This is a genomic window from Variovorax gossypii, from assembly GCF_003965815.1.
Lineage (GTDB): Bacteria > Pseudomonadota > Gammaproteobacteria > Burkholderiales > Burkholderiaceae_C > Variovorax > Variovorax gossypii.
Window position 1 is genome coordinate 1,590,470 of sequence record NZ_RXOE01000001.1, and the last position, 16,556, is coordinate 1,607,025.

Consider the following 16,556-nt stretch of genomic DNA (forward strand, 5'->3'; position numbering starts at 1 on the left):
TTCACTCCAAGCAGGCATTGGGGATCGGCATAGGCCGCCTCCTCGGCGCGACATTAGCGGAGAGGAAAGTTCTAGAGCATCCCGTCTTTGTGGGATGTCAAGGCCTTCAGCCGATCCCGCCTTCGCCTACCCCCTCCCACTTACCTGGAACAACATCTCCGCCTCCCGAGCCAAATCCGCAGCAATCCAGAGCATGTAATCCCGATGCTTCTCCCCCGCCTCCTCGAACCACCCGTTGCCGTCGCCATAACAGCACCACAGCAGCGAGTTCAGCTGCGCCAGTTTGATTTCGAGTAGTTCCCTTGCCTCGTCGGGCGTCGGGGTCGGCGCCGTGGGCTTGGTGGTTGTGCCGCGCGTGGTGCTGCGGCGGCGGGAAGATTTGGGCGTGGAACGCCCGGCCATAATTCGCGTAGCCATTTGGTGTGCTGTCCTTCCAAGGTTTTGCACGTCATGTGGTCAGACGGTCAGGGTGTTCACGCACCCTGGCCGTCGCCTTTTGTGCCTCACGTTCGCACCAGTGCACCGAGGAGCACCGGCAACCCGCCGTGAGGTAGGCGGTTCATCAGTTCACTTGGTCAGCTGTTGGGGGAGCTCCTTTCACGATCAGTGTTCGTCGCCCACAAGGAGGGGCGTCTTGCGACAGGGGCATTCACTGTAGAGAAGTGAAGCCGCGCAAGAGAAAAAGATTTCGTCGAGGATTTCTCGAATCGGCGAGATATCTGCCGGGGCGCTGCGACAAGAAACAAAGCTCTGACGTTTGGCGTGTCCCCGGGAGTTTTCAGGAGCGCTTCTGGGCCGTCATCAAAGCGCGACGATCAGCGATCTACGTCTGCGGCGTAGATGTCCAGGTCCAGCTTGATGCTGCGCTGCCCGAGCGAATGCAGAGTGGCTGGAGAGAGGCTGACTCCTTCGTTGTGCTCTCGCATGAACAGGCCACAGAATAGATCGAGCCTGTACTGTCTTGCGATGAGGCTCCAGACTTGGAGGTCTTGAGTCAGCCCTGCAAGCAGCTCCGCAACCTGTCTGTTCACGTCTTCCGGCTCGGCATCCTTCGCGTGCAGCTGCCAATGCCCGAAGGTTGCGATGCGCGTGCCGCTAACTGCGGCTATTGCATCGCCCTTGCGGTATGCGCGCGTGGGCGAGCGGCCTAGAAGTCGGGTGATTTCTTCTGGGTCCAGCGCGTCGCCTGCGACGCGCAGCGTTGCCACTGATCGGGAAATGTTGGCCATGGTTCGTTGCGGAGATGGGCTGCCGAGAGCCTACCGCTCGCTCTCGCGCGCCTTCCTCAAAACCGGATGATCCACTCGCCGCGCAGATACCGATACTGATAGCTCGGCCCCGCAAACGTGGTGCTGCGGCTGTAGCCGGCACCAAGGCGGAACACGTGCGCTCCCCTCACCGGGCTTTGCAGGCTCACGTCGAGGAGCCTCGTGGGTTGGCTCATGTCGTGGTTGATGGTTTCGTTGCCGAGGCCGGCCGTCACGGAGGCGGTCCATCCCTGGAAGCGGTGGCGCCAGCCGATGGCGAACATCGACTCGCTGTAGCTCGTGGGGTTGAAGTAGGCCCTGTCGACGTCGTCGTGGGTGCTTCGGTATGTGCGGTAGCGCGCCTGCAGTGTGAGGCCGAGGTCGAGCGAGGGCTGGTAGATGAGCCGCACGCGTCCGTGGTCTCGACGGTTGCCGTCTGAAAAGTACTGCTGCGCGAGCAGCCCCACCAGGGTGAAGTGGCTGCCGAGCCCCTGGTCGACTGCGACGCCGACGAATGTGAAGTCGATCCCCCTGTCCAACGATTTCGGGGTTTCGACCCAGTCGCGCGTGACGAGGAATTCGACCGCGGTGCTTTTCGTGGGCGATATGCGATAGCTGCCGTCGAGCGTCAGCAGCGTGTGGCCGCCCTGCTCGAACACGCCGGCCTCCATGGTGCCGCCGTCGGCAGTTCTGGTTTCTATGTTGCGGGCGAGGAAGGTGAGTTTCTGGCCGCTTCTTCGCCAGCTGTCCTGCTTGTATTGGTAGTCGCCGAGCCTGAAGCCCAGGAAGCGGTCGGCATTTTCAAAGGCGGGAAAGAATTCGACCGACACGCGGCGCGACTGGAAGTGGTCGCTGTCGTTGGTCAGGAAGAACTCGGGGCCGAAGGCCATGGTGGCGGGCTTTTCCTTGTTCTCCTTTTCTTCCTGCGCCTTGCAGGGCGCGGCGGCAATGAGCATGAGTGCCGGAAGAAAAAGAAAAGCGGCGGCCGAATGCCTCGATGCCCGGGTCATTTGGTCCCCCAGGCCTTGGGCCTTTTGAAAAGCTCGTCCAGGTATCCGAGAACGCTGGCCGGCTGCAGGATCAGGCTGTAAAGCAGCACGTAGATGAAGAAGCCCTGGAAATTCTTTCGCACGACCAATCCTGTTTTCTTGAACATCCGGCGCTCGATGGAAAACATCAGCAGGCTCAATGCGAAAGCGGCCGGTATGAGCGCAAGGGTCATCGGACCGACGATCCAGAAATAGCCGAAGAGCGCGAGCACCAATCCCGGCATGAATCCGATGGTGTAGGCCAGGTCGAGCCACGGAAAAAGCAGGTTCCAGTAGATGAAGAAGGTCGACAGCCGCGGCTGCAGAAGAATGCCCGGGTGCTTGACGAAGGCCTCGGTCATGCCGCGCGCCCAACGCTGGCGCTGCTTCACCAGTTGCCGGATGCTGGTGGGCACGTTGGTGAAGAGGCAGGCGTCTTCGCAGTGGCCGATGCGGTAGCCGGCCTTCAGCAGGGCCCAGGTGAGCACGATGTCTTCGCCCACGCATTCGGGCCAGCCGCCAACCTCGGTGAGCGCGTCGCGGTCGTAGAGAGAAAACGCGCCCTGTGCCACCAGCGTGCCCTGGAAGAGCGACTGCACCCGCTTGATTGCCGCAATGCCGTGGAAGTAGTCCCACTCCTGGCAGCGTGTGATCCAGTTGAAGCGCGAATTGCGGACCAGGATTTTTCCGGCCACGGCCCGCGTATTGGGCGGGTCGGAGTGGTAGCGCTCGACGATGCTGGTGAGCGCGCCCTTGTAGAGGAATGAATCGGCATCGACGGTGATGACGATGTCGTGCAGCACCTGCTTGAAGCCGATATTCAGCGCACGCGCCTTGCCGCCGTTCTGCTTCAAATCGACGAAGGTGATCCACGGATATCGGGCGCAGGCGCGCTCGACGACGGCGGCTGTGCCGTCTTTCGAGCCATCGTTGATCACGATGACCTGCAATTCGCCGGGATAGTTTTGCCGCTCGATGCTGACGAGGGTTTCCTCGATGGAGGCTTCCTCGTTGTACGCGGCAATCAGGATGGAAATCGGGGGATACGTCAGGAGCGTGGAATGCGGCGGCCTTTTGTCCAGAAGCAGGCTGATGGCCAGGAATGCATTCATGAACCCCGGAACAATGGCAATGCCGTAAACCAGAAAAACAGCCAGCACGGTGCCGATATGGCTTTTCAGGTCGGTCAGCCAGGCCTGCGCGGCCCAGATCGAAAAGGCAACCCACGCCGCGGAGCCAATCAACGCTATAAGAAACTTACCTGACACGGGCAGGTAAATCATCGAATGCGCTGTCTTTTGGCTACTCTCGTTCATATCGCCTTTTGACAATTCCGCGAAATGTAATCTTCCGCGGAGGCGATGAATAGTCTGGTTACCCCTTCAATGCATGTTTGCAACAGTCGCGCACCGGCGTGCGCGAGCGCTGTTGCTATTTACGAGGGATCGAACCCCGGCGCCGAATTGATTTCGTTCGGCTTGTAGATCTTGTGCTGGGCCACACCGCTGCCCGCATCGGTCACCACCAGCAGGCGCCACAGCGGCTCGCGCGTGGAGCAGGCGGTTTCTTCCTTGCTGAGCTTGAAGCCGGGAACGCCGGGCGCGGTGCCCTTGACGGTCACGCGCAGCAGGGTCTGGCCCTTGGCGTTCGACACTTCGAGGTCGAAGCCCTTGCCGGTCATGTTCTCGGCCTTGTAGCCGTAGCCGGTGAAGTGCTTCACCACGTATTCGAGGGCGGCGGCCTGCACTGCCTCGGGCGTGGCCTTGTCGTCGTCGGCTGCCTTGGCGGCGGCGGAGAGCTTCTGCGGCACGTTGCCGCGTTCGCGGGCGGTCTGCACTTCGGCTTCGCTGGGCGCCCAGCCGCGCGGGCCGCGCACGAGCACGGCGAGTTTCTGGTCGGGCTCCCAGCTCGCGACGTGCCATTCGTCGTCGTCGCGCACGCGGGTGGACACCTTGGCGTCCTTGTTGCTTTCCACTTCGAGAATCGCGATGCGGTTGGTCTGCACCACGGCGCGGAAGCCGCCGCCGGCGTCATGGCTGCGCTTGAGCAGCGCGAGGCGGTCCTTCGCGCGCTGCACCTGCTGGGCGCTGCGCTCGCCGCCGCCGGCGCGGTGGTGAACGTCGAGCGACTCGAGGTAGAACCAGCGCCCGTTGGCGGCCACGTTCACCCATTCGGCCCAGATGGTGGCGATGACGTTGTCGCCGGTGGCCAGCCATGCGTGCTCGAATGGCTTGTCGCGCGCGTCGAACACACCCATCTTGGCGACGATTTCCACCGGCGTGAGCCGGGGGCCCGAGAGCCGCATCTCGTCGATCACAGTGAGTACGCGGGGGTCGACTTCCTTGTCCATTCAGCGGAATTTTCTTGAGGTTGATGAGGTTGGGAGAGGGGGCTGGGAGTATGCCGCATCGCCTGCGGCCGGCCTGCGAGTGACCTGTGGACGGGCGCATCGGTATGGCACGATCCGGGGAATGAACGAGCCGTCACGCCGCATACCGTATCGCACCTGGCCGGGGGCGCTGGCGGTGCTCCTCGCCATCGCGGCCTACGTGGGCGGCCTCACCTACTGGGACCGCCACACCTCGGGCAACCGCCCTCTTCCCGCGGGCAAGACGGTCGAGGCGGGCCAAGCCCGCTTCGTGCCGGCCGAGGGGTGGGAGATGGACGTGTCGCGCTCCAAGGCAGGCCAGTCGCTCATGCTCTTCAAGGGCGGCCACAAGTTCCTGGTTTCCACCTTCCCGTGGGCGGGCGGGCCAGACGGCCCGCTGGTGCGCCAGCAGCGGCTGATGGAGCGTGGCCAGCGGCTGCAGATGGACGGCGACGTGTCCGACTTCGTCACCTCCTGGGGCCTGCAGGGCAAGACCTTCGCGTATTACGGCTCGAAGCTGGCGGGGCGCTTCTGGCAGGTGGTCGACCAGCGGCGCAAGTCGCTGGTGCAGATCGATTTCTACGGCGCCAGCGACGGCATGGAAGAAGCGCTGGCCGACGCACGCAGCATGCTCGACTCGATGGACCTGGAGGCGCCGCAGTGAACGCGCCCGTCTTCGACCGGAACGACCAGGGCATTCCCACCAACCAGGACACCGGCGCATGGCCGGTGGGCACCGACTCCTTCTTCCAGCCGCGGCGCGTGGCCTTCTGGGTGCTGGTGGCGCTGATCGTCAACGGGCTCTTCTACCTGGCCTACATGTTCTCGATCGGCTTCCGGGTGGTGCCGGTCACCACATTGCTGGGGCTGACGGTGTGGGGCATCTACACGCTGCTTTTCGTGCTGGCCTTCGGCACGCTCGACCTGCTGGAGCAGCACCCGCCCGAGGCGTACGTGCTGGCCTTCGCGTGGGGCGGGCTGGGGGCGGTGTATTTCGCGGCGCCGGCGAACATCGCCATACAGAGCCTGTGCGCGAAGCTGGTGTCGCCGGAGTTCGTGGCGGTGTGGGGGCCGGCCATCGCGGGGCCGATCACCGAAGAATTCTTGAAGCTCATGGGCGTGATCCTGCTGGTGCTGGTGGCGCGCAACCAGTTCCAGACGTACCTGTCGGTGCTGATCGTGGGCGCGATGGCGGGGCTGGGCTTCCAGGTGATCGAGAACCTGAGCTACACGGTGCGCTCCTCCATCCACTTTCCGCTGGAGAACCAGGTCTATCCGGTGCTGCTCAACCTGTTCACGCGCGGGCTGCTGAGCGGGCTTTGGAGCCATGCGGCCTACACCACCATCGCTTCGTTCGGCGTTGCGTGGTTCCTGCTGCATCCGCAGCGGCCGATGGTGGCGCGCATCGCGGTCGCCGTGCTGTGCTTCCTGCTCGCGTGGGCTATGCACTTCATCTGGAACTCGCCCTTTCTCGAAGACCTGTTCGACGGCGGCTACGGCGAAATGGCCGTCATGCTGGTGATCAAGGGGCTGCCCGCGATCATCGTGGCGGGGCTCTTCTGGCAGGTGGCCGCGCGCGAGAACGGCACCTACCTGCACGCGCTGGCGGCCTGGTTCGTGCCCGAGCGCGACCTGATCCGCGACGACGAATGGGTGCGGCTGGGCGCGCCCATGCAGCGCTACAAGGTCCGCCGCGAAATGGGCTGGACCTACGGCTGGCGCGCCAGGCGCCTGAAGACGCACCTGCAGCGCGAACAGCTGCGGCTGATCCGCAAGGCGGCCACTTACGGGCGCGGCGCGCAGACGCTGCGGCACGAACTGGCCGTGCGGCGCCTGCGCGCCAAGCTCGATCCGATCATCGAAGCGCGGACCTGAGGGGTGCCTTCCGCCCGGGGCAGCAGTCGGGCGGATGCGTTGGAAGCAGGCAACTCCTGCCCTTCCTCGCGGAAAAGATTGCTAAAGTTGTACGCGTCATGCGTCGACAAAAAGAACAACTCGGGCTGCGCCTGCTGATGCTGTTGGTACTGGCGGTACTGGCAGCCGGATGGAGTGCCTCCGCCCGTGCCGTGACGCTCATCGACCAGGCCCGGCTCACGCTGACCTTGCGCGGCCACGAAGCCGCCGCGCCGAACCCCGACGCCCCCTCCGAACCGCACGCCGTCTCGCTGCCCTACAACTGGGACCAGCGGCAAGGCGCCGTCGATGGCGAGGCGCGGTTCGCCTTCGACGTACCCGTGACCGACCCGGCCATGCCGCAGGCGCTGTTCGTGCCGCGCATCGGCAACAGCTTCAGGGTGCTGGTGAACGGGCGCGAGCTGGCGCGGTTCGGCACCTTCCCGCCGGGGCCCTACGACGATGCCTCGTTCACGCCGCAGTACTTCACGCTGCCGCCTGCGGGCTCTGCCGGGCCGCAGCGGGTGGAGATCGTCGTCGCCGCGCAGGCCGCGCGCCAGGGCGGGCTTTCTCCGGTGGTGGCGGGCAGCGAGGCCGAGATTCGCCCGCTGTACGAAGACGCCCTCTTCTGGCAGATCAGCGGCGGGCGCTTCATCGCCATCGTGAGCGGCGTGCTCGGGGCGCTGTCGCTGCTGGTGTGGCTGCGGCAGCGCGAATCCGTTTATCTCTTCTACGGGCTGGGCGAGCTTCTCTGGTCTGTGCAGACGGCGCGCGTGCTGTTCACGCACGCGCCGTTGCCCTGGCCGTGGTGGGGCGTGGTGCCGCTGGCGGCGTTCCAGGCGGCGGTGCCGCTGCTGTGCCGCTTCGCGCTGGCGGTGGTGGGCAAGGGCGACACCCGGCTCGCACGCTTCCTGGGCTTGCTGGCCTTGCTGGCGCCCGTCACGGCCACGATCGGCATCACGGTGCCGTTGCTGTGGCTGATGCCGGCGTGGCAGCTGCTGTTCTTCCTGGCCGGGCTGGCGATGGTGGTGGTGGTCGTGAAGGTGGCGGTGCGCAGCTCGGTGCTGGAGCATCGCGTGCTGGGCGTGGCGGTGGTGATGGTGGTGCTGAGCGCCGCGCGCGACAACTGGGTGATGCGCACATCGCCCGAGGCCTATGCGGTGGTGCCGTGGATCCGCTTCGCGTGGGTGGGCTTCGCGATCTCGCTGGCCTGGGTGATCGCCGAGCGCATGCGCAAGGACGTGCGCGCCATGGCGCAGATGAACGCCTCGCTCGAAGCCGAACTGGCCGAGCGCAATGCGGCGCTCGAAGCCGTCTTCGCTCGCGAACGCGAGGGCGAGAAGGCGCGCGGCGCGCTCGAGGAGCGCCAGCGCCTCACGCAAGACCTGCACGACGGACTGGGCGGACAACTCGTCGGCCTGCTGCAGATGGCCCAGCAGCCCGGTGCCGCCATGGGCGACGTGGCGCTGCACCTGCGCGACGCGGTGGACCAGCTCAAGCTCACTGTGGACGCCATGCACGGCTGCGAGGGCGACGTGGCCTCCGCGCTGGGCAGCGTGCGCTACCGCCTGGGGCCGCGCCTGCAGGCGGCCGGCATCGACCTGCGATGGGACGTGGGCTCGCTGCCGACCATGACGGGCTGGAGCGCGCGCGAATCGCACCAGTTGCAGATGCTGCTGTTCGAGGCCTTCGGCAACCTGATGGCGCATGCACAGGCGACGCAGGCCGGCCTTGGCGCGAGGCTGGTGGAAGGTTCGGGAGAACGTGCCATCGAGATCGAGCTGCACGACAACGGCCGGGGCTTCGACACGCAAGCCGCGTTCGCGGGCAAGGGCCTCGCAAACATGCGCACGCGTGCCGCGGCGCTGGGGGGCACGCTCACCGTTCGCTCGCAGCCCGGGGAAACCAGCCTGCTGCTGCATCTGCCCGTTCCGGCAGAAGCATCAGCGCCGGTCGAACCCGGGCCGGAGCTGGATCAGCTGCCGATGCGGCCGGCGAACGGCACGCTGCGATAAGGACTGCGCGCCCCGCTCAGCAGCATGCGGTTGGTGCGCAGCAGGTTCTCTTCACGCGCGTCGGAATACTTCCAGATCAGGCCGCCGGCGATGTACGCCGCGCTCACCTGCGACCAGTCGGTGTATGCCTCGCGCACCTGCCTCGCGAGCCCGCCAGCAAAGCCCGCGAACTCCGCGCGCTCGATGTAGCCGAGCTGCACCGCCCAGCGCGACAGGCTGGCCAGGCGCACGGCGTCCCATGCGACCAGGTCGGATATCTGGCCGGGCGAGGCCTTGAAATGCTTGCGCAACGCGTCGACCCAGCTCTGGCTGCCCGTCATCAGCTGGGCCAGTTCCGCCATCGGCTTGCCGCTTTTCGCCGCAAGCTCGCGATAGTCCAGGCTCTTGCGCGCCTTGATCTGGAAGAACGAGGGGAAGAAGGCGTCCATCACCATGCGCAGGACGGCGGGCGTTTCCTGCGTTGCCGTGTCGATCGCGGCAATCGCCTTCCACAGGGGCTTGTAGGCCGAGCGCTGCCCTTCCTCGACGAGCCATCTGGCGGTCTGCTCGAAGCTGGCGCGGTCGTGCACGCTCCAGACCTCGGCGATGCTCTCGCGCAGCACGTCGCTGTCCTTGCCGGTGGGCACCGCGTTCATGAAGTCGCCGTTGAAGGCGGAGAGCGGTGCACTGAGCGTGACCAGCCATTGCTCTTCGCCCGCGAGCACGTCGGCGGTGTCGAAGTGAAGCTCCTGGTTGTCCATCAGCGCATGGCCGAGCGCATCCATCATTCCCATGGAAATTCCTGTGATCGAAGACAGAAGGGAGCTGCCCGGCCGGCGAGCCGGTGCCGGCCTGGCGCGACCCGCGCGCCGCAGCCCGGAAAGGGAGCGATGCTACACAGAAGCGCCGGCCGGGATTCTGATGAATTCTTCGCTCGCGCTTTGGCACTCGGCGGAACGGGAAAGGGAGGCGGGCTCCGAGCCCTCCTCCCTTTCGCTTCTTCCGCGGCCGTGAAGCCCGGGACTACTTGCTGAAGCTCAGCGCGCTCGTCAGGTCGCCCATCGGACGGCTGCCGTTCTTCACGAGTGCGGCGTCGCGCTCGACCAGGCCCTTCAGCGGCGGCAGCGACCAGCGGTGCGTGATGAAGCGCAGCGTGGAGGCGGTGTCGTACTGGGTCTTGTCGACGAAGCCCTTCTTGGCGAACGGCGAGACGATGAGCGCCGGGATGCGCGTGCCGGGGCCCCAGCGGTCGCCCTTCGGCACGGTGGCGTGGTCGTAGAAGCCGCCGTTTTCGTCGTAGGTGACGACCACGAGCATGTTCTTCCACTGCGGGCTGGCCTGCAGCTTGGCGAGTACGTCGGCGATGTGCGCGTCGCCGTCGGCCACGCTGGCGTAGCCGGCGTGCTGGTTCAGGTTGCCCTGCGGCTTGTAGAAGCTCACGGCGGGCAGCGTGCCTGCGGCGACGTCCTTCAGGAAGTCGGCGTCGAAGTCCTTCAGGTGGGCGGCGCGTGCGTCGGGGTGAGCGCTCGGGTCGAAGGCCGCGTAGTAGTTGAAGGGCTGGTGGTGGAACTGGAAGTTCGGCGTCTGCGCGGCCGGCGGCACGGCGGCCGGGAACTGGCGGTTGCCCGTCGCGATGGCCGTGGTGCTCGTCCACGCACCGCCGTACCAGGCCCAGCTCAGGCCCTTGGCGCTGAGCAGGTCGCCGATGGTGGCCTGCGTCTGCGGCGGCAGCGTGTTGGCCTTGGTCGGGTCGGCGAACAGCTTGCTCGTGTCGGTGCCCGCCGGCGCGTTGCCGCTGGGCTGGAACGGCGGCTGCATGGTGTTCACGGCGTAGAAGTTGCCGGCGGCATCCTTCGGCGTGAGCGTGCTGTCGTTGAGGTACGTGGGCGCGGCGTTGAGCACCGAGGTCGACGCGTTGGCGGCAGGCGTGAGGCGCACGAAGTTGCCGTTGGCATCGGTGTCGATGGCCGAGATCGAGGCCTTGGCCGGCGAGGCGCTGGCGTCGGCGTTCGGATACAGCGGCGCACAGGCGCACACGAGGTACTGGTGGTTCAGGAACGAACCGCCGAACGCACCCATGAAGAAGTTGTCGGCCAGGGTGAAGTTCTTCGCCACCTGCCACAGCTTCATCTTGGTGCCGTCGTAGTAGCCCATGCTGAGGCCACCGGCATCGGAGTAGGCAGCGAACTTGTCGTTCTTGCCGCCGTTGATCTGCATCTGGTTGTTGTAGAAGCGATGCACTAGGTCGCGCGAGATGACGGTCTGGTCGATCTTGGTGCCGGTGTTGAAGAAGCCCGCGTCGGCGTCGATCTGGAACATCTTGTTGGGCATGCCCACGGTCTGCTGCTGCGTGATCGTGGTGGTCTGGCCTGAGGCAGTGACACCGCCCCACACCGGCGGCAGCGTCGGCAACGTCGAACCGTCGAAGTCCTTCTGCGGCTCCGGCGTGGCGGTCGACGACGTGGGGTTCACGCCCGGAATGCCGTTGGCGCCGGGGAACAGGCCGTACAGGTTGTCGAAGCCGCGGTTTTCCGCGTAGATGACGACGACGTTGGTGATCTGGTCGAGCGCGAAGCGGTTGCGCAGCGCGGCGATCACGTCGCCGCCCGGGCCGGCTTCTGCCACTGCTTCGGCGATGCGCTCGATGGACTGGTCGATCTCGTTCTGCAGCGCGGTCTTGATGGCCGGGTCGCTGATCTTGTTGTGGTCGGCCAGCAGTTGGGCTTCGGGCACGCCGAGGCGTGCGGCCAATGCGGTGCGGGCGGCCGCGAGGTTGCCGCCGTTGGCATCCATCAGCGCGACCAGCTCCGTGCTGATGGCGCTCACCACGCCGTTGGCGGCGGCCGGCGCACGGAACACCAGGGGCTGCGTGACGGCGGTCTCGGTGTTGGTGTCCGGATCGAAGCGCTTGCTCGAGGTGCCGATCTCGACCACCAGGGCGCCCTGGCCCGAGAGCGTGAAGGCGCCGTTGGCGTCGGTGGTGGCGCTGGCCTCGCCGCTGTCGCAGCGGCCGTTGTTGTTGGCGTCGATGCAGACCTTGGCGTTGCGGTAGTAGCTGCCGGTGACCACGCCCGAGGTGGTCGGCGTGGCGCTGCCGGAAGGGAATGCGAGGAAGCCGGGGCCGTTGTCGCTGCCGCCGCAGGCCACGACCATCGCTGCCGCCGCGATGGCCGTGGGCCAGGGGGTCAGGTGGCGAACCAATTTGCGCCCGCGAGAGGACGCCTTGCTGGATTGGGAGGGGGTCATCATGTGTGGAGTTATGAGATGTGGATGAACCAGACCGGCGGTCGGGCGGCAGGATGCTCTGCCCCGGCCGTGACAGCGGCATTTCAGGCGCACAGATCGCCAGAGAGTCAGGCCGGAGTCAGGTGTTGGTCAGGCCTCTTTGCGGCTCCTGCAGCCGCTGTTCGAGGTGTTTCGCGCGTTGCCCGATCGCGCGGCCATCCCGCGGCCAGCCACTAATTCGCTCCTAAGTCTTTTGCCTTTTGACTGACACAGGGCAAACCTAGATTCATCCGCGATCCGCAGCGGCGGCGCCAACTCACGGTGGCGTCGCCTGCTGTTTCTCGCGCTCCTCCCACACCCGAAAGAAGAAATTGAAAGCCACTCAAAAAACCAGATCCGGCTTGCTGTACCCCACGCTGACCGTGCTCACCGCTTCGCTGCTCGCGGCATGCGGAGGCGGCGGCGATTCAGCGCCTGTCGCGTTCCTCCCGCCGCCCGCCAGCCAGCCTTCGGGCTCGGGCAGCACCACCGTCAGCGGCGTGCTCACCGCCAGCGCATTCAAGCCCGGCAGCAGCACAGACCCGGTGATCGCGGCCGGCTACTACGCGGGCGCCACCGTCTGCGTGGACAGCAACGGCAACGGCCATTGCGACAGCGGCGAGCCGGCAGCCGTGACGGATGCCGGCGGCAAGTTCAGCCTCTCGCTGTCGGGCCCCTCGGCGCTCATCGCCGACATCGGCACCGGCGCGAAGAACACCGCCACCGGCACCAGCGTGCCCACGCGCGAAGTGCTGCGCGTGACGCTCGACCAGGTGAAGGAGCAAGGCACGTCGGTGGTGGTGAGCCCGCTGTCGTCGGAAGTGGCCCGCCTGATCGAGGCCAACGGCACGAGCTACGCGACCGAGAAGCAGAACCTGGCCACGCGCCTGGGCGTGCCGGCTAGCGCCGTGCTCGCCGACGTCAACGCCGCGGCGGCCGGCGTGCAGACCGCCCTGCTCGCGGAATCGAACGCGCTCAACAACCGCTTCGCCTTCGCCACCACCAAGTTCGACCGCGGCGACCTGTACCCCGACGCGCTCGCCAACCCCGGCGGCGACCCGCGCCTGAGCGGCATGGCCGGCGTGACCGCGGCCACCGCCAACGTGGCCGACAACCGCAAGAAGATCACCTTCCTGCAGTCGCAGCAGGCCGCCTTCAACGTGGAAGGCGTTCCGCGCTACGACAACATCTTCATCGTGATGCTGGAGAACAAGGCCACGATGTCGATCCTGAACTCGGCCTACGCGCCCAAGATCAACGGCTACCTGAAGGCCGGCAACCAGCTCGCGAGCTACTACGCCACCGGCAATCCGAGCGAGCCGAACTACACGGCGCTGGGCGGCGGGGACGACTGGGGCATCACCGACGACAGCCAGTGGAACTGCGACGCCACCGGCGCCAACGCGGTGCAGGATCTGCCCGTGCCCGACAACACGCAGCCCGGCCTTGCCAAGTCGCCGTTCGCGGCCACCTGCACGCAGGGCGCGGCGGTCAACCACAACATCGTGGGCAGGCCGAACCTGTTCAACGCGATCACCAGCGCGGGCCTGACCTGGCGCACCTACAGCGAGTCGATGAACCCGGGCCAGGACTTCCGCACCGACAGCGTGGCCGACACAGCCGTCACCGCGAAGGACAACGTGTACGCGCCGGGCACGCTCGGCGGCAATGCCGCGACCATCGGCGACCCCAACCTCGTGCTGCCGCTGCCGGCGGGCCTGTACAAGACCAAGCACCACCCCGGCATGGCCTACCAGAACGTGCGCAGCGCGCCCGAATGGAAGTACAGCAACCGCACCATGGGCGGCGGCCAATGGGACGCGGTGCTGAAGAACAGCACCGACTACGCCATCCCCGCGAACTACGACTACGACCAGCTCGGCACCGACCTGGCCAGCGGCAACGTCGGCAACCTGAACTTCCTGGTGCCCGACCAGTGCGACGACATGCACGGCATCAGCGTGAAGGGTACGAGTGGCGGTGTCGCCGGCACCGCGAGCGACTGCAGCAGCGTGGCGAACAACGTGTCGGCCACGGCCGTCTCGCCGATCATCACGCGCGGCGACAACTACGTGGACTTCACCGTCAAGCGCATCCAGGCCTCGCCGCTGTGGAAGAACACGCAGAAGCGCGTGGCCATCGTGCTGATGTTCGACGAAGGCAGTGCCACCAGCGGCTTGAACTCCTGCTGTGGCTGGGTCCCGTCGAACGTCGGCAGCGCCAATCCGCTCAAGCAGAACGCCGACGGCAGCTGGTCGATCGATACCAGCATCAACCACTACGGCGGCAGCGGCACCGGCAACGGCGGCAACCATGGCCACGGCGAGAGCATCTTCGGCATCCTGACGAACCAGCCCGACGCACCCAAGGGCGTGTCCGACAGCGACGCCTACAGCCACTTCTCGTTCGTGCGCACGCTGCAGGACATGTTCCAGCTGGCTGACCCGGCCATCGACGGCTCTTACATGAACCGCTCGAAGTACACCGAGGCCTTCATCGCGCAGAACATCCTGAACCTGCCGGAATACACGGGCAGCGCCGACACGCACTTCGACAGCGTGCGCCCGATCAACCATGCCTTCGTGATCCCGGCAGGCTACACGCAGAAGCAGTCGGGTGACGTGTCGACGACCGCGCAGGTCGGCCCCGATGCAAACCAGTTCAACGTCTGGTCGCTGAAGCAATGAGCGAGCACCGTTCGGGCCCGAAAGGGCCGGCGGTGACGCGTGCGGGCTGGCTCGGCCTGGCGACGCTGGCCGTGGCCGGTGTCGCGGGCGGGGTGCTCATGTCGTGCGGCGGCGGTGGCGGAGGCGGCTCGGCTGCTGTCGCCCTGCCGCCGGCAGCCGCGCCCGCGGCGCCGGCAAGCTCGCCGGCGGCACCCAATGCCGCCGGCAGCACGCTGAGCCTCGCGGCGCAGGTGGGCCAGAAGATGTTCTTCGACAAGAACCTTTCCGGCTCGGGCGCGATGTCGTGCGCAAGCTGCCACGACCCAGCCCATGCCTACGCGCCAGCCAACGACCTGTCGGTGCAGCTCGGCGGCGTGCACATGGACCAGGCCGGCCTGCGCGCGGTGCCTTCGCTGCGCTACAAGGACATCACGCCGGCCTATGCCGACCTGCTGGACAACCCCGACGGCATCAGCGTGCCGGGCCCTGGCGGCGGCTTCACCTGGGACGGCCGCGCCGACACGCTGGCCGCGCAGGCCCGCATTCCGCTGCTCGACCCGATCGAGATGGCCAACGCGAGCAGCGCCGACGTGGTGAACAAGCTCAAGGCGGCCGACTACGCGCCGCTCATCGCCAAGGCCTTCGGCGAGAAGGTGTTCGACGACAGCGACGCAGCGTTCGCCAAGGCGCTGCAGGCCCTGCAGGCCTATCAGCTGGAAGACAGCAGCTTCCATCCGTACAGCAGCAAGTTCGACCTCTACGCGGCCAACAAGATCGGCGGCAACCTCACGCCGGCGGAAACGCGCGGGCTGAAGGTGTTCACCAACCCGGCCACCGGCAACTGCGCCTCGTGCCACTACCAGGGCGCGGGGCTCAACGGCAGCTCGGCGCTGTTCACCGATTTCTCGTACGAGGCGATCAGCGTGCCGCGCAACGCGGGCATACCGGCCAACAACGACCTGAAGTACTTCGACATGGGCGTGTGCGGCCCGCTGCGCACCGACCACGCACCGGCCGCGCCCAATGCCGCGAACAGCTTCTGCGGTATGTTCAAGGCACCGACCATGCGCAACGTGGCGACGCGGCAGGCCTTCTTCCACAACGGCGTGATGCATTCGCTGGAACAGGTCATCCGCTTCTACAACACGCGCGACACGCAGCCCGAGCTGTGGTACCCCACCGTCGGCGGAACGCCCAAGGCGAAGAACGACCCGGACTTTCCGACCTATGGCCTGGTCACCACGCAGTACACGGGCGGCAAGGTGCAGAAGTACGACGATCTGCCGCCGGCCTACGCGCCGAACATCGACACGCAACTGCCGATGGACGGCCGCGCCGCCGGCACCGCGCCGCCCATGTCCGAGCAGGACATCGCGGACCTGATCTGCTTCCTGAACACCCTCAGCGACGCGGACACGAAGCCCGCAGCGCCCGTCAAGCCTGGGGCCTGCGTCAATTGATTCACCTGCATTCATGAACAACAAGATTCTTCCGGCCGCCCTGGGCGCCGCCCTCCTCTCCTCGCTCGCGCTGCTCTCGAGCTGCGGCCCGCAGCAGCCCGAGGCCAACCTGCAGAACCTCACGGCGGCAATGAACGCCTACCTCGCGAAGAAGGGAGACCTGTGCCTGGGCAAGACCCGGTGGCCCATCGACGTGCCGCAGCGCGAGGCCGGCACGCGCGCGCGCAATGCGCTGCAGATGCCCGTGCTGGAGCGGCTGGGGCTGGTGAGCGCCTCGAAGGCGAAGGTCGAGGACGAGAAAGACAAGGAGGCCGGCGAGATCGAGGTCACCCGCTATGCGCTGACCGGTGAAGGAAAGAAGTACTTCCTCGAGCGCGAGCCGCAGGGCGACTTCTGCGCTGCCCACCTGACGCTCGACAAGATCGTCGGCTGGGAAACCCGCAAGGACGCGAAGGAGCCGTCCGAGGTGGTGGTGACCTACACGTACAGGATCGACGCCGCCCCCTGGACGGGCGACACCGAGGTGCAGAAGGTGTTCCCGATGGTCGACCGCGTGGTGCGCGGCGCCGGCACGATGCAGCTGAAGCAGAACTTCAGGCGCACCGACACCGGCTGGGTTCCGGCGGAGGTCTGAGC

At 66.4% G+C, this 16,556-nt stretch carries 13 protein-coding genes; 6 read left to right on the plus strand and 7 right to left on the minus strand.

Annotated features, from left to right (window positions below; all coding sequences use genetic code 11):
- Positions 1–126 precede the first annotated feature (126 nt).
- The 5 genes from EJP69_RS07455 to EJP69_RS07475 form a co-directional block, all read right to left on the minus strand.
- Positions 127–417 (minus strand): hypothetical protein, encoded by a 291-nt coding sequence (locus tag EJP69_RS07455; RefSeq protein WP_126469211.1) that lies wholly within the window; start codon positions 415–417, stop codon positions 127–129.
- 398 nt (positions 418–815) lie between these two features.
- Positions 816–1,229, minus strand: a complete 414-nt coding sequence (locus EJP69_RS07460; RefSeq protein ID WP_126469212.1) for a DUF4279 domain-containing protein — start codon at positions 1,227–1,229, stop codon at positions 816–818.
- 56 nt (positions 1,230–1,285) lie between these two features.
- Positions 1,286–2,203, minus strand: coding sequence for a porin family protein (locus tag EJP69_RS07465; RefSeq protein WP_126469213.1), 918 nt, complete (start codon positions 2,201–2,203; stop codon positions 1,286–1,288).
- Between the two features lie 50 nt (positions 2,204–2,253).
- Complete coding sequence (locus tag EJP69_RS07470) at positions 2,254–3,558, minus strand: glycosyltransferase family 2 protein (RefSeq protein ID WP_240652058.1); 1,305 nt, start codon at positions 3,556–3,558, stop codon at positions 2,254–2,256.
- A gap of 152 nt (positions 3,559–3,710) precedes the next feature.
- The gene (locus tag EJP69_RS07475; RefSeq protein WP_093204586.1) at positions 3,711–4,625 is read right to left on the minus strand and encodes a protein NO VEIN domain-containing protein; all 915 of its coding nucleotides are present in this window, start codon (positions 4,623–4,625) and stop codon (positions 3,711–3,713) included.
- Between the two features lie 121 nt (positions 4,626–4,746).
- Here EJP69_RS07475 and EJP69_RS07480 point away from each other — a divergent pair, with 121 nt between their 5' ends.
- The 3 genes from EJP69_RS07480 to EJP69_RS07490 all read left to right on the plus strand — a co-directional run bounded on the left by EJP69_RS07480 (position 4,747) and on the right by EJP69_RS07490 (position 8,551).
- Positions 4,747–5,307, plus strand: coding sequence for a hypothetical protein (locus tag EJP69_RS07480; protein ID WP_093204584.1), 561 nt, complete (start codon positions 4,747–4,749; stop codon positions 5,305–5,307).
- A complete protein-coding gene (locus EJP69_RS07485; protein WP_126469214.1) occupies positions 5,304–6,518 on the plus strand; it encodes a PrsW family intramembrane metalloprotease in 1,215 nt (404 codons plus the stop codon). Before EJP69_RS07480 ends, EJP69_RS07485 begins: the two co-directional genes overlap by 4 nt.
- A gap of 98 nt (positions 6,519–6,616) precedes the next feature.
- Positions 6,617–8,551 (plus strand): sensor histidine kinase, encoded by a 1,935-nt coding sequence (locus EJP69_RS07490; RefSeq protein ID WP_126469215.1) that lies wholly within the window; start codon positions 6,617–6,619, stop codon positions 8,549–8,551.
- Here EJP69_RS07490 and EJP69_RS07495 read toward each other — a convergent pair.
- Positions 8,512–9,324 carry a DUF1266 domain-containing protein gene (locus tag EJP69_RS07495; protein WP_126469216.1) on the minus strand — a complete coding sequence of 271 codons (813 nt, stop codon included), beginning with the start codon at positions 9,322–9,324 and terminating at the stop codon, positions 8,512–8,514. The two genes, EJP69_RS07490 and EJP69_RS07495, sit on opposite strands and share 40 nt — an antisense overlap.
- Positions 9,325–9,553: 229 nt before the next feature.
- Positions 9,554–11,683, minus strand: a complete 2,130-nt coding sequence (acpA, locus tag EJP69_RS07500) for an acid phosphatase (protein ID WP_126469297.1) — start codon at positions 11,681–11,683, stop codon at positions 9,554–9,556.
- 473 nt (positions 11,684–12,156) lie between these two features.
- Here acpA and EJP69_RS07505 point away from each other — a divergent pair, with 473 nt between their 5' ends.
- The 3 genes from EJP69_RS07505 to EJP69_RS07515 are packed head-to-tail and all read left to right on the plus strand — an operon-like array spanning position 12,157 to position 16,554.
- Positions 12,157–14,481 carry a phosphoesterase gene (locus tag EJP69_RS07505; protein ID WP_126469217.1) on the plus strand — a complete coding sequence of 775 codons (2,325 nt, stop codon included), beginning with the start codon at positions 12,157–12,159 and terminating at the stop codon, positions 14,479–14,481.
- A complete protein-coding gene (locus tag EJP69_RS07510; protein WP_126469218.1) occupies positions 14,478–15,920 on the plus strand; it encodes a cytochrome-c peroxidase in 1,443 nt (480 codons plus the stop codon). Before EJP69_RS07505 ends, EJP69_RS07510 begins: the two co-directional genes overlap by 4 nt.
- A gap of 13 nt (positions 15,921–15,933) precedes the next feature.
- Complete coding sequence (locus tag EJP69_RS07515) at positions 15,934–16,554, plus strand: hypothetical protein (RefSeq protein WP_126469219.1); 621 nt, start codon at positions 15,934–15,936, stop codon at positions 16,552–16,554.
- The last annotated feature ends 2 nt before the right edge of the window (positions 16,555–16,556 follow it).